Raw genomic sequence first — 14,026 nt, 5'->3', positions numbered from 1 at the left:
TCTAGCGCAAGCTCGTTTGCAGTGGCGACGCAGAAGTGAGGTGACAGGCCAATTCCACACCGAAGCACCGAAGCACATAAGAACAGAGTTGCTTCAGAGCCAAAAGAAAAAAGGCAGTGAAACTTAACAGTTCACTGCCTTTCTTTTGTGCGTAGTCCTTCGCTATAGGTTATTACTCAAGTCATGAGATCCCGCTGTTCTTGAATCTAACTTCTTACGACTGGATGCTTTCTTTAGTCCCTGTGCCAGGTCATCCACATACGTGAACACCGCAGGCACCACCAACAAACTCAAGAGCGTCGACGTAATCAAACCGCCGATCACTGCAATCGCCATCGGCGAACGGAAACTAGGATCAGCGCCCCAACCCAAAGCGAGCGGCATCATGCCAGCGCCCATCGCAATGGTCGTCATGACGATGGGCCTACTGCGCTTATGGCATGCATCCACCAAGGCTTCGAAGCGCGCCATCCCTTGACGACGCGCGATGATGGCGTAGTCGACCAAGAGAATCGAGTTCTTAGTGACGATCCCCATCAACATAATCAGGCCAATCATCGACGGCATCGATAGCGCACGCCCAGTTACCAGCAGTGCCACGAAAGCACCACCGATACTTAAGGGCAAAGCGGCGAGAATGGTTACTGGCTGCATGAAGTCTTTGAATAACAACACCAACACGCCATAAATACAGAGCACGCCGATCAGCATCGCAATACCAAAACTTGCGAATAGAGCTTCCATCTCTTGCGCATCGCCGAGTTCAGCAATCTTTACTGATGGCGGCAGATTCTTCATGCTCGGTAGCGCGCGCGCTTCTTCATTGACTTCGCCTAACTGGCGACCACCCAGTTCGACTTCCAACGTAACATTGCGACTACGATTGAGTCGGTCGATTTGGGCAGGTCCTGATTCCATTGACACTGTGGCGACACTGGCTAACAGAACTGGTCCATTTTTTCCAGGAACCGTGAGGCGTTCGATCGCCGCAAGATCCGCACGCACATAATCGGGTAGTTTCACACGAATCGGCACTTGACGTTGTGTCAGGTTCATCTTCGAGAGTGACATGTCATAGTCACCCGCCGTCGCAACGCGCACCGTTTCGCCTATGCTTTCCGCCGTGACGCCAAGGTCTGCGGCCTTTGCCATATCAGGACGTACGATAATCTCAGGACGAACCAGCGACGCACTCGAACTGATATTACCGACACCACGCAGGCTGCGCAATTCACGTTCAACGGCACGGGCGGATTCCAACAAAGCTTGTGGATCTTCACTGCGCAATACTAGTTGCAATTTGACGCCTGTATCTTGCGGTCCCACTGAAAAACGTGCACCAGGAATGTCGACCAATTTGGCCCGAATCGCATTATCAAGATCGGCCATGGCTTCCTTACGTTGATCGCGATGCACTGCGCTAACTGTCAGAATCGCGCGGCGCGCTTCAGCTGCGGCACCTGGAGCAAATGCATCACCACTCGAACCACCGCCAATCGAACTAAATACGTTGGTAATACCCTTGACTGACATTACTGCCACGCGCACTTTCTCTGCTACATCACTCGTTTCACGTAGTGTGCTTCCCGGTGGCAGTTCAATATTGATTTGTGTTTGCGCACGATCCGAAGGTGGAACAAATCCGGTTGGCAATAATCCGACGAGGCTCATCGAACCAGCAAAGAATAAGGCTGCCGCAATGATTGTCACCAAGCGATGACGCAAACACCATTGCATGGTCCGCATATACCATTGCATGAGTTTGCCATCTTGCGGTTGATGATGTTGACCATCTGCACCGGCACCGACTGCCTTCAACATGTATGCCGCCATCATCGGGGTCAGCAAACGCGCGACCACCAATGATGCGAGAATCGCAATCACCGCCGTCCAACCAAACTGTTTAAAGAATAGTCCAGGCACGCCGCCCATAAATGCGGTCGGCAAGAACACGGCGACCAAAGCAAAGGTGGTGGCGATCACCGCCATCCCGATTTCATCAGCCGCTTCCGTTGCTGCTTGCATCGGCGTTTTACCCATGTGTAAGTGGCGCGCAATATTTTCGATCTCGACAATCGCATCATCGACTAAGACCCCAACCACCAAGGCTAAGGACAACAAGGTGACCGTGTTCAAGGTATAACCGAAGTATTTCAAGCCAAGGAAAGTTGGGATGACTGATAATGGAAGTGCTGCTGCCGCCACCAGAGTCGAACGCCAGTCGCGCAAAAACCACCACACCACTAACACCGCTAGCAATGCGCCTTCGTATAGCAGTTCCATCGAGCCTTTGAAGTTTTCTTCAACCGGCTGCGCATTATCAACCGCCTGCTTGAAAACATATTGCGGATTATCTTTTTGCAGTTCCTCGATAGCAGCGCGACTACCTTTGGCAACATCCACTTCAGAAGCGCCTTTGGTTCTGAAGATTTCAAAGCCAATCACATCGCGACCATTGAAGGTCGCCCGTGCACGCGGTTCGGCAAAGGTGTCGCTCACGTTTGCCACTTGATCCAATCGAATATGACGGCCATCCGGCAAGGGAATATCCATCTGCGCTAATTCTTCGGCAGACTTGACGGTCGCGATCGTACGTACCGCTTGTTCGGCACCACTGACATCACCACGACCACCCGGCGCTTCTTTTTGTACTGCTTTCAAGCGACGTGACACATCCAATGCTGACACTCGCAAGGCTGCCATTTTGTCCGCATTGAGCTCAACCCTTACTTCACGATTAATTCCGCCAATGCGTTTTACCGCACCAATACCCGGTACCGCGCGCAGTCGTTTGGACACCGTGTTATCCACGAACCAACTCAAGTCCTGTGCATCGGGCGCTGAGTTCTCTTGCGCTGCTTTTGCAGCATCGAGCGCCGCCGGAGCAACTTCCACCGTGTAGGTCATGATCACACGTCCAGCCGTAGCCATCTTGGTGACGGTCGGATCGCGCATCTCAGGAGGCAGATCCGCTCGCACTGCCGTGACTGCATCGCGCACTTCATTAACGGCATCGGAGAGAACTTTCTCCAAAACGAATTCCACCGTGATCGTCACTTCACCATCGAGTACCTTGGTGTAAATATTCTTCACGCCTTGCAGCGTTGCTACTGAATCCTCAATTTTGCGAGCAACCTCGGTTTCTAGCTGCGCAGGTGCCGCACCCGGAAGATTGGCGCTCACTATGACCAAGGGTAACTCGATGTCAGGAAAATCCTGCACGATGGTCGAGCGAAAAGATAAGATGCCCGCTAAGCTCAGCAAGGCAAACAGCATAATGGCCGGAATTGGATTCCGTATCGAGAGCGTGGAAAAATTCATCTCAGCTCCTATTTACCAACAGAATTCGCACCGGCGTCGCTTGCGGCACTCGCGACTTTGACCACATCACCGTCATTCAAAAATCCCACGCCACTGGCAGCAATTTGGGCGCCGGCATTGATACCGCCGATCACCTCAACTTGTTCGATGCCATTCACTTTCATGCGTCGACCAGTTTGAACCTTTATTTGCGAAACACGTTGATCCGGGTTCAGCTTAAATACATAGCTAAATCCATCGCGGACCACAACCGCTTGTTGCGGAATCGTCATGGCTTGCGAACTACCCAATACAAACTCGCCCTTTGCGAACATGCCCGCTTTAAAGCTTTGATCTGCCGTTTTGCTCTTACTTAAATCGATGTCGACGTACACCAAGCCGGTACGATTATTCAGGTCGACAGTTGGCGCCACCATACGCACTTTGCCACTAGCTTGTTCACCGTTGGGTGCAGTGATCGTCGCTGCCGTTCCTGGTTTAAGCTGGCTCAACTCAGCTGAAGTCACTTCCGCACGCCACTCTAATCGTCCTTGGCGGATTAGGCGGAACAACTCCGTGCCGGCACCAGCAACTGCACCTACAGTCGCCATGCGTGCCGAAATAATCCCATGATCCGGCGCGACCACTTGCGTATATTTCATACGAAGGTTGGCGACATCGAGGGCTGATTTTGCGGCAGCGACACGTGCTTTGGCGGTCGCCTCTGCAGTAAGATATTGTCCAATTTGCTGTTTACTAATCGCACCACTGGCTTGCAACCCGCGCGCGCGATCGGCATTTGCGATCGCCTCATTGGCACTGGCTTCAGCTTCCGCCAAACTCGCTTTCACCTGCTGCAAATCGGCTTGCACCGCTTCACTGGCGAAGCGCGCTAGCACTTGTCCCTTAGCGACGCGATCGCCCACGTTCACCATCACTTCGGCTATACGCAAGCCGTTCGACTCAGATCCAACACTCGCCTCTTGCCACGCGGCGATATTGCCGTTCGCGGCTAAACGACTTTGCATTTGACCATTCCCCACCTGCGTGATGGTGATCGTCAAAGCAGGTTTTGTGGGCTTTGCTTTTGCAGATTCAGCTTTCGCTTTTGCTGAACTATCGGACTGTTCAGCGGCACTTGGCAAGACATACAGCAAGTTGAGAAACACCAATGCAAGCATTCCAACTGTGTAGTTCGCAGTCATCTGACATTTCATTTTCTTCGCGTCGTTTTTCATCTTCACATTACCCTTATCTCATATTCAAAAATTATTCATTACGATCTAATTCATTTCGCGTCCTAATCACGGCGTCTCTGTCGCTCAGCCTCACACATGGCTAGCGCATAATCGGTTAAACGATCCGCAAACACATCAATCGACGTTTGGCTTTGCACCAACTTCGGTCGAACAATGGCAATCACATCCCCGTTGGCAATCAAACTTAATGCCAATCCTGCGATCCCAAAGGCGAGCCGATGTACATCATCATCCACACGGGCGACTTGCAAATGTCGCGCCAAGAATCGAACAAAACCTTGATGCACAGGCTGAATGTTTGCCTCAATTTCTTCCTGCCACAAACCGGTCGGATCAACCATTTCGCGGATATACAGGCGCATAAAGTTTTGTGCAATTTCACCTTGCGTCAGGCAATCAACATTCATTCTGACGAGCGCGGCCACACCATCGCGCAAGCTCAGTTGCGTGTCGTCATAAAAGTCATGAGGAAGATTAGGAACATAGCGTTTATCGCAGAACACCGTGCGGTATAAGCCTTGTTTATCGCCAAAGTAATAACTGATGGCGGAGATATTAACTCCAGCTGCTGTTGCAATTTCGCGCGTGGAAGTCTTTGCATAGCCTTGTTCGGCGAATAGTTTCAAGGCTGCCATGAAGAGGCGTTCGCGTGCCTCTTGCCCGTCCGAACGACTTGCACGTTTATCGACTGTAGCTTCGCTTGAAACTTGTTTTGATGCGTTCTTTGTTTTCATGCGTGACAGCATAACACATAAATCAAACGTTTGATTGAACTAGAAAAGAGCGTAAAAAAAGGAAGCTTAGAGCCGAAGCAAACTTCCTTTCATCGCTGAGCTTGACGAAGGGCATGGCGTTGGGCTTGGTTTTGAAGTGAGCGAGGACGCTGCTGCCAACGCGCCGGACGCTAACCGTGTCCGTTCAGATAAGTGAGATATGTGAATCCCAGCATCCGCGCCTCATCTGCCAATTATGAATTCGCTGTACGCCGACGATCGCGCCACGCCGAATACAAAATACTCAGAGCCACATAGGTCACAATCCCAACAACGCCCCACCTTAAAGTATCGAGCTCCAATGACTTGACCAAGAAAGCCGCCAACAACACCGCGGGAACACCCGCCATTGCCAAACCCAAGGCAGAAGAAACTTGGTAACGTCGATTTTGAAAGAAGCCTGCGCTACTGATGGGCATTAGAAAGGCACATGATCCCATCATGATCGGAAATGCGGCCAAGGGACTCATCCCTAGCAAGCTCACCAATATCATACATGGCGCATACAGACCGATCCCGAGCGGCATCAGCAATCCCAGCACAAAATTGCCGATCACTCCGACCCACCACTGCCACCCTGCCAACATCAGAGCATCTTTACCCGCGGGTAACACACCCAACAAAGACAGCAACATAATGCTGGCCGCCAAAAGCATGGCGAACCCCATCCCTAAGCGAATTTGAAAGCGTGGTAAATCACCGACCAATTTGGTACCTAACCATGCACCGATACCCGCAGCGGAAATCATCGGCAATAACGTGCTTGGCGCCACATCGACAATCTGAATGAAGATCAAAGCCTGAGCAATAGTAGGTAAAGTATGACCCACATTAAGAGTGCCCGGAATCAGCTCGTCCGGCACAATCTTCGCCAAACGAAAAATCGCTGTACTTGGCGCAAAGGCTCCGATGCCCAAAGTATCAAAAAAGTCCGTAACTGCGCCTACCGCCAGTTCAATCGGGCGAGGCCAGTTCCAGGCTAGATTTTCACGTCGCATTCTTAGCAATGAGCGCACCCACAACCCGATAAACATCAAAGCCATCAATGAAAACAGCAGTAACAAGGCTTTCGGGGTTAAAGCCTTTTGATTCATATCCTCTGAGCACGCGCTCAAACACAAGACCAACGGCATCATGCAATGCAAATTGAAACGCATTGAACTCCCCCTTTTTCGAACTAGATCGATTTGGTTAATTGGAAAAGATTAGTTCGCCCGTACCGAATCAGCGCCCAATCTAAAATATCTTAAATATATTAACGCAAATGTGTGTAACAAACCTTCATTTCAATTTAATTTCACTAACAAACCACACTATGCGCCCGGTTACCTTCTTATACTGAACAAAAAAGAAGCTTTACTCATTTTTGCCACAGTCCCTCGTTTTCTTGATATTTGGAAACTTTCCCTCTTTTATTTCCGAGTAAAATTCGGTCACGACACTCGCCCAGTCAACCTCTCAATTAAAGATCAGAAGAACTATGGTGAATCGCCTGTTCAATCGTATCTTGCTCATTTTGGTGGCGATCACCATTGCTGCCTTACTCGCCCACGAACATTTAATGTGGCAAAGCTGGCGTATCGATCAACTACCCGAATCTCGCTTCACAGTGGTCGATGATCGGCCGGAGGGTGGACAAAGTGTCGCTAGTTTGAAGCAAGACGCGAACCAGAAAGTTCTCCACTGCAAAATTGATCGCACCTACCAATGGCCTTTCTGCGAATTAGCCATTCGCTTAGAAGAAAGTAATGATGGCGTCGATTTGCGTCGCTTCGACACTTTACGTATCCATCTCGAAAGCAGCGGCCCCGAAAGTGCCAATCAAATTCGGCTGTTCATTCGCAACTTCAATCCCGCCTACTCCAAAGATCAGCAAAGCATCACGCTCAAACCGCATGAGATCGTGTACGACCCAAGTAAAGAAAGTGCCGAAGTCAGCTTTAACTTGAGTCAATTCATGGTGTCTTCTTGGTGGATACAAGAACATCCGCTACCATCAAAACATCTCGGTCCCGAACTGGATCGCGTCATTTCGATGAGCATTGTCACCGGCGGCAATGTTGTGCAGGGAGATCACACCCTTACGCTTAAAAAATTAGAGTTTCGAGGTCCTTGGATCACTGCCGCGCATTTTCGCTTAATCATTATCTTTATATGGATCTTCGCGATTGTGCTGTATCTACTGTGGTCACGGCAGCAATCGCAACAAGAACTCAAACAATCCGACCAACTCCGTGAACAACTACGCGCCGCAAATGAAATCCTCGAAGCACGTGTCGAAGAACGCACTCGAGCCTTAGCCACCAGTAATGCGCGTCTAATCGATACTTTGCAAAATCTGGAAGGAGCGCGTAATGAGCTGGTGCAAAGTGAAAAGAATGCTGCATTGGGAAACCTCGTTTCAGGCATTGCGCATGAACTCAACACTCCGATTGGCAATGCACTATTAGTTGGAAGCACTTTGTCGGACGTCACCAAAAAACTTCAACAAGAGAGCAGCACTGGTTTGACGCGACGCGCACTCAACGAGTTTTTCGATGACGCCCTTCGCGGAACAACCATATTAATACAGAATCTCGACCGCGCCGCCACTCTCATTGCGAGCTTCAAACAATTATCGGCAGACCAGCACTCTGGCCAACGTCGCGATTTTTCGCTTAAGGCAGTGTTAGAAGAAACCGCATTAGCGATGGCACCGCGCTTGAAAAACACACATCATCAGCTGATTTTAGATGTCGATGACGACATTCAAATGAACTCATATCCCGGCCCCTTAAGCCAAGTCATCATCAACTTCATCAACAACGCCATCCTGCATGCGTTTGAAGGAATCGACGCTGGTACGATGCGCCTCAGTGCGCACAAACTTGACGACCAACATGTGCTGATTCGTTTCGAAGATAACGGTCTCGGAATTTCAGCCAGCGTACTACGACGCATCTTTGAACCCTTCTTCACCACCAAGCTTGGCAAAGGTGGCAGCGGCCTCGGCATGCACCTTGCATACAACGTTGTTACACAAGCTTTCGGCGGGAAAATCGATATTCAATCGGAACCGAACAAAGGAACCACGATTATCCTCAATCTGCCCTTAACCGCCCCCAATGCGATCGGCATACAAGCAAAACTCGGTGTTCCCAAAGATGTACTCGACGACTACTATGCTTTCTTGGGTGATCGTACTATCAAAGAGGTCAGCTACTTTGGTGGTCCCCATAGCCGCCGCGATGTCGTCGAACTAGCCCTCTTCTTACGCGCCATGCAAGAAGGCTTACCGAATACCGGTGTCGAATTAATCGCAGTCGACAGCTACGCTCAAGGCATTGCAAAACTACGTGAGGGCCTGTTGACAGGGTTGGCAACCACCGCATGGAGAAATGATCTGCAAGAGTTCGTAGGAGAAATTTTGATGTCTGGTCCGTTTATTCGAGATGGTCAGACGGTGGTTGGTGTATACACCCGCGTTGGTAATTCGCACGCCTTGAGCAGCACCAATCTGCATGATATTCAACAACTACGGATCGCCAGCAATAAAGACTGGAGCGTTGATTGGAAGACTTTACAAAACTTAGGAGCCAACTTCTGCGTCGACGTAAAGACATGGCGGCAAATGGTTTATATGCTGAGCGCTGGGGAAGTTGATGCCGTACTCGCCCCTTTCCCACCGAACGATGACCTTAGCATCGAATTTGAATCTTGTCGCTTGATTCCAATTCCTGGCATTGCTGTCAGCTTGCATGGAACAAGACATTTTGCAGTGAGTCGCAATGAATTGGGAAAAAAAGTTGCAGACAGCGTGTTCCCGTTATTGCAGCAAATGATCGATTCCGGAACTGTGACCGTAGCAATGCGTGAATGCGGCTTCATCAATACCAGTGTGCAAGAATGGACTGTTCTTGAGAATAATACTGATATCGCAGCACAGGACTAAACACCCAAACCAATAAGGTGAAGGATAGCTTGACTAGCCGTTGGCCGCGCGCCGCGCCACGGCATTCAACAAGAATTGTGCTTCTTGGCTACCTGCCACTGCCTCGGCCAATAAGAAGCCACCCACGTCACCAATGCTCACCACTGAATTAGCCCCTGAAGTCTCGAGATAAAGACGCTGTCCTGGGTCGAGCAATTCCGCCACCACTTTGGCCTCTGGGTTTTCTTTGCGAGCCATCATACAGTTGACCGCAGTCAGTGCGTCAGCATATTGACGTTCGCCATAGTTGGCCAAGATCACAATCACCCTCGCCTGTGCGAGACAAGCGCGCTCGATGGCATCACCACGGATCGGATATGGCGAGCGAGTGAAATACAGCAAAGGGTCGTCGACGGGTTTCTGTTCGATATCGGCCATCACGACAATTTCCTCTTTTTGCAAGCTCGGATTCTTACGGAAACTGGATACGATTTGGCTGCCCTTTAAGTTCCATCCAATGATGACTATATGATTATTTAGCTTGTGCATTTTCAACCCCATTTCAACTTTGAGTTTATGGTCGATCAAGACGGCGGCCGCAACAGCACAAAGAAGCGCGGTCAATAATTTTGATAAGATCAAGGCAAAACTCATGACGACACGTCCGCCCGTGGTCATCGGTGTCACCGCTGAATCACCCGAGGTCGTCATCGTCACCAACAGATAATAAATCGCATCGAGTCTATCGTGAATGCGAGGGTTGATGCCGTGTTCAAACGTGTAGATGAGAAGAGCACAACCACACCACACCAGCACAAACATCAAACTAAGTTCGAGGATGAAGCGCAAGCGTGTGCGCGACATCAGTCGAAAAAAGACCGCCATAATGGCATCAAGACGCGGCAACATAATCTGCCCCATGTGTGAGTGAGACGAGCAAAAAAAGAGAACTTTCTTGGAACGCATTGACACATAACTGCAGCAACTGCCTGCACTGAAATTCAGTATTGCGCAAACAATTATTTACCACAAGAAAGTTTTATTTTGCAGTGCACCAAAGACACAATTTGCCACATTCTTGTCCCACACGCCTGCCCTCCTCGGCAAAGGAGGTTCCAATCAACAAAATGATTTCACTGTGAAAGCAAAAAAATCCCCGAACATGTCGGGGATTTTTTCACAACTTTACGGAGGCAACACTTTTACTTTTTGCGCTGCGGTGGCAAATCAGTACAGACACCTTTATACACTTCGGCTGCCATACCAATTGATTCACCCAAAGTTGGATGTGGATGAATGGTCTTGCCGATATCAATCGCATCAGCTCCCATTTCAACCGCCAGAGCGACTTCACCGATCATGTCGCCAGCATGCGTACCGACGATACCTCCACCGATAATGCGTTTGCTTTCGGCATCGAAGATCAATTTAGTGAAACCCTCAGCGCGGCCATTTGCCACAGCGCGACCGGAAGCAGCCCACGGGAATACGCCCTTCTCAATCGCCAAGCCTTTGGCTTTCGCTTCATCTTCGGTCACACCAACCCACGCCACTTCTGGATCAGTATAAGCGACCGAAGGAATCACCGTCGCATCAAAGAAAGCTTTGTGTCCAGCGGCGGCTTCCGCTGCCACGTGCGCTTCATGTACCGCTTTGTGCGCCAACATTGGTTGACCAACCAAATCGCCGATCGCAAAGATATGCGGTACGTTGGTGCGCATTTGTTTATCGACATTGATGAAGCCACGATCTGTGACCGCAACACCAGCTTTTTCCGCAGCGATTTTCTTACCGTTCGGGCTGCGACCTACTGCAACCAAGACCAAGTCGTACAATTGCGGTGCTGGTGCTTGTGCGCCTGCTTCAGCTGCTTCAAACGTAACTTTAATCCCTTCAGGCAAAGCTTCCACGCCCACGGTTTTAGTCTTCGTCATGATATTGTCGAAGCGATGTTGATTGTGCTTCTGCCAGACTTTGACCATATCGCGATCGGCACCTTGCATCAAACCATCCATCATTTCGACGACGTCAATGCGAGCGCCCAAAGTCGAATACACGGTCGCCATTTCGAGACCAATAATACCGCCGCCAATCACCAACATCCGTTTCGGAATTTGACGCAACTCCAAAGCGCCGGTGCTATCGACGATACGTGGATCTTCTGGAACAAACGGTAACTTCACGACAGAAGAACCAGCCGCAATAATCGCTTGCTTGAACTGCACCACTTTCTTGCTGCCATCCGCCGCTGTCACTTCGATGTGATAGGGACTCACGAGCTGCCCAACACCTTGCACGATGTTGACTTTGCGCGCCTTCGCCATGCCAGCCAAACCACCAGTCATTTGCTTAATCACACCGTCTTTATGGGCACGCAATGCATCGAGATCAATTTGCGGTTTTGCGAAGGTGACGCCGTGACCCGACATGGCTGCCGTTTCATCGATCACTGCCGCAACATGCAAAAGTGCTTTCGACGGGATACAACCGACGTTCAAGCAAACCCCACCCAAGGTAGAGTAACGCTCAACAAGTACTGTGCTCATGCCAAGATCGGCAGAGCGGAACGCGGCTGAGTAACCACCAGGACCTGCACCCAAGACCATCATGTCGCATTCGATGTCAACTTGTCCGCTGTAGTTTGAAGCGACCGGTGCTGCTACTTGTGCTACAGCTTGTGCTGGCTGAGCTGGTGCAGAAGCAGGAGCAGCCGGTGCCGCTGCTGCACTAGCACCACCACTAGCTTCCACCACCAATAACAAACTACCCTCAGCCACTTTATCGCCGACTTTTACTTTCAATTCTTTAACCACACCAGCATGCGACGATGGAATTTCCATACTTGCTTTGTCGGACTCCACTGTCACTAAAGATTGATCGACTTTGATCGTGTCGCCAACTTTCACCATCACTTCGATCACTTCAACTTCTTTAAAGTCACCGATATCTGGCACTTTCACGTCGACTGGACCGGCACTCGCAGTTGTTGCCGTTGGTGCAGCCGATGCAGCGGCCGCAGGAGCGGCTGGCACTGATGCTGCTGGAGCTGCGGCAGGCTGAGCGGGCGTAGCTACTGTCGCACCCGCACTCACTTCAACCAACAATACCAAGCTGCCCTCGGCGACTTTATCACCGACTTTGACTTTCAATTCTTTGACCACACCCGCATGGCTGGATGGGATCTCCATGCTGGCTTTATCAGATTCCACCGTAATCAACGATTGATCGACCTTAATTGTATCGCCGACTTTGACCATCACTTCAATGATTTCAACTTCTTTAAAGTCGCCGATATCAGGGACTTTGACTTCAACTGTACTCATCGTCTTGGCTCCTGATTACAACATGGTTTTACGCAAATCAGCGAGAACATCCGCCAAATAGGCTGTGAACTTCGCCGCCATCGCACCATCGATCACGCGATGGTCGTAGGACAAGGACAATGGCAACATCAAACGTGGAGCGAATTGTTTGCCGTCCCACACCGGCTTCATCGAAGACTTCGACAAACCAAGAATCGCGACTTCAGGTGCGTTGATGATCGGGGTAAATGCTGTGCCACCGATACCGCCCAAGGAAGAGATCGTGAAGGTAGCGCCTTGCATATCCGCTGGCTTCAACTTGCCTTCACGAGCTTGCGCTGACAATTCGCCCATTTCATTAGCGATTTGCGACAAAGTTTTTTGGTCTGCGTTTTTGACGACGGGCACCACCAAACCGTTCGGTGTATCAGCTGCGAAACCGATGTTGTAGTACTGCTTCAAGATCAAGTTTTCACCAGTCGCATCCAAAGAGGAGTTAAAGGCTGGGAACTTCTTCAAGGCAGACACGCTGGCCTTGATCACGAAAGCCAACATCGTCAATTTCACGCCCGATTTAGCCAAGGCCGCGTTCGAGGATTTACGGAATTCTTCCAGGTCCGAAATATCGGCTTCGTCGAATTGCGTGACGTGAGGAATCATGACCCAATTGCGATGCAAATTCGGGCCGCTGAGTTTTTTGATACGTGACAATGGCTGCGTTTCAGTCGCACCAAACTTCGAGAAGTCGAGTGAAGGCCATGGCAAGAGATTCAATCCCGCACCGCTGCCATTGCTTGCAACAGGCGCCGCACTCACTGGGTTTGCCGCTCCAGCGATTACACCCTTCACATAATTCTGCACGTCTTGCTGGGTCACGCGACCTTTAGGTGCTGTGCCAGGGACCTTACTCAAATCGACACCGAGTTCACGAGCGAATTTGCGTACCGATGGTGATGCATGCGCTTTGCCCGCTGGGGTTACCACCACTGCTGCAGATGCGGCAGGTGCAGCAGCCACTGCTGGGGCAGCCACAGGTGCTGGTGCTGGCGCTGCAACCGCTGCCGGTGCTGGCGTCGACGCTGGTGCAGCTTCGGCAGCGCCATCAGCTTCAACGATCGCGACCAAAGAGCCTAATGCGACTTTGTCACCAATCTTGACCTTTACTTCCTTCACCACACCAGCGTGGCTGGAAGGAATTTCCATACTGGCTTTATCAGATTCGACGGTAATCAAGGACTGATCCACTTTGATCACGTCACCTACTTTCACCATCAACTCGATGACTTCAACCTCTTTAAAATCACCAATATCCGGGACTTTGACTTCTACTGTACTCATAATACTCGCTCCATTTGCTCCCTCCACGTAACAAGGAGGGTTGGGGTGGGAATAGGTTTCATTCGGCCAATTCGCATTTGTATGCTCTTGCCAAACCCCCTTCAACGCCGAGGCGCCGAGGCGCTAAGTAAGACCTTGAAAGAG

At 50.5% G+C, this 14,026-nt stretch carries 8 protein-coding genes; 1 reads left to right on the top strand and 7 read right to left on the bottom strand.

Annotation, left to right across the window (positions count from 1 at the left end; genetic code table 11):
• Positions 1–162: 162 nt before the first annotated feature.
• The 4 genes from RF679_RS07635 to RF679_RS07620 form a co-directional block, all read right to left on the bottom strand.
• Positions 163–3,321, bottom strand: coding sequence for an efflux RND transporter permease subunit (locus RF679_RS07635; RefSeq protein ID WP_309483623.1), 3,159 nt, complete (start codon positions 3,319–3,321; stop codon positions 163–165).
• A gap of 8 nt (positions 3,322–3,329) precedes the next feature.
• A complete protein-coding gene (locus RF679_RS07630; protein WP_309483622.1) occupies positions 3,330–4,505 on the bottom strand; it encodes an efflux RND transporter periplasmic adaptor subunit in 1,176 nt (391 codons plus the stop codon).
• A gap of 95 nt (positions 4,506–4,600) precedes the next feature.
• A complete protein-coding gene (locus RF679_RS07625; protein ID WP_309483621.1) occupies positions 4,601–5,293 on the bottom strand; it encodes a CerR family C-terminal domain-containing protein in 693 nt (230 codons plus the stop codon).
• Positions 5,294–5,526: 233 nt separating this feature from the next.
• A complete protein-coding gene (locus tag RF679_RS07620; RefSeq protein WP_309483620.1) occupies positions 5,527–6,489 on the bottom strand; it encodes a sulfite exporter TauE/SafE family protein in 963 nt (320 codons plus the stop codon).
• A gap of 323 nt (positions 6,490–6,812) precedes the next feature.
• Here RF679_RS07620 and RF679_RS07615 point away from each other — a divergent pair, with 323 nt between their 5' ends.
• Positions 6,813–9,263 (top strand): ATP-binding protein, encoded by a 2,451-nt coding sequence (locus tag RF679_RS07615; protein WP_309483619.1) that lies wholly within the window; start codon positions 6,813–6,815, stop codon positions 9,261–9,263.
• A 33-nt stretch (positions 9,264–9,296) separates the two neighbouring features.
• Here the strand turns inward: RF679_RS07615 and RF679_RS07610 are convergent, their stop codons facing one another.
• The 3 genes from RF679_RS07610 to aceF form a co-directional block, all read right to left on the bottom strand.
• Positions 9,297–10,151 carry a potassium channel family protein gene (locus tag RF679_RS07610; RefSeq protein WP_309483618.1) on the bottom strand — a complete coding sequence of 285 codons (855 nt, stop codon included), beginning with the start codon at positions 10,149–10,151 and terminating at the stop codon, positions 9,297–9,299.
• 293 nt (positions 10,152–10,444) lie between these two features.
• The gene (gene lpdA / locus RF679_RS07605; RefSeq protein ID WP_309483617.1) at positions 10,445–12,565 is read right to left on the bottom strand and encodes a dihydrolipoyl dehydrogenase; all 2,121 of its coding nucleotides are present in this window, start codon (positions 12,563–12,565) and stop codon (positions 10,445–10,447) included.
• A gap of 15 nt (positions 12,566–12,580) precedes the next feature.
• The gene (gene aceF / locus RF679_RS07600) at positions 12,581–13,882 is read right to left on the bottom strand and encodes a dihydrolipoyllysine-residue acetyltransferase (RefSeq protein ID WP_309483616.1); all 1,302 of its coding nucleotides are present in this window, start codon (positions 13,880–13,882) and stop codon (positions 12,581–12,583) included.
• Between the last annotated feature and the right edge of the window lie 144 nt (positions 13,883–14,026).

The sequence above is a fragment of the Undibacterium cyanobacteriorum genome, assembly GCF_031326225.1.
GTDB classification, from domain to species: Bacteria; Pseudomonadota; Gammaproteobacteria; order Burkholderiales; family Burkholderiaceae_D; genus Undibacterium; species Undibacterium cyanobacteriorum.
The sequence above is the reverse complement of the archived record's forward strand: the minus strand, read 5'-3'. Positions and strand labels throughout refer to the sequence as shown.

Bases quoted from the DNA above. Each gene is read 5' to 3' on its own strand.
- RF679_RS07620 (WP_309483620.1), bottom strand. From the start codon at position 6,489: ATGCGTTTCAATTTGCATTGCATGATGCCGTTGGTCTTGTGTTTGAGC.
- aceF (WP_309483616.1), bottom strand. From the start codon at position 13,882: ATGAGTACAGTAGAAGTCAAAGTCCCGGATATTGGTGATTTTAAAGAG.
- RF679_RS07635 (WP_309483623.1), bottom strand. From the start codon at position 3,321: ATGAATTTTTCCACGCTCTCGATACGGAATCCAATTCCGGCCATTATG.
- lpdA (WP_309483617.1), bottom strand. From the start codon at position 12,565: ATGAGTACAGTTGAAGTCAAAGTCCCTGATATCGGCGACTTTAAAGAA.
- RF679_RS07615 (WP_309483619.1), top strand. From the start codon at position 6,813: ATGGTGAATCGCCTGTTCAATCGTATCTTGCTCATTTTGGTGGCGATC.
- RF679_RS07630 (WP_309483622.1), bottom strand. From the start codon at position 4,505: ATGACTGCGAACTACACAGTTGGAATGCTTGCATTGGTGTTTCTCAAC.
- RF679_RS07625 (WP_309483621.1), bottom strand. From the start codon at position 5,293: ATGAAAACAAAGAACGCATCAAAACAAGTTTCAAGCGAAGCTACAGTC.
- RF679_RS07610 (WP_309483618.1), bottom strand. From the start codon at position 10,151: ATGTTGCCGCGTCTTGATGCCATTATGGCGGTCTTTTTTCGACTGATG.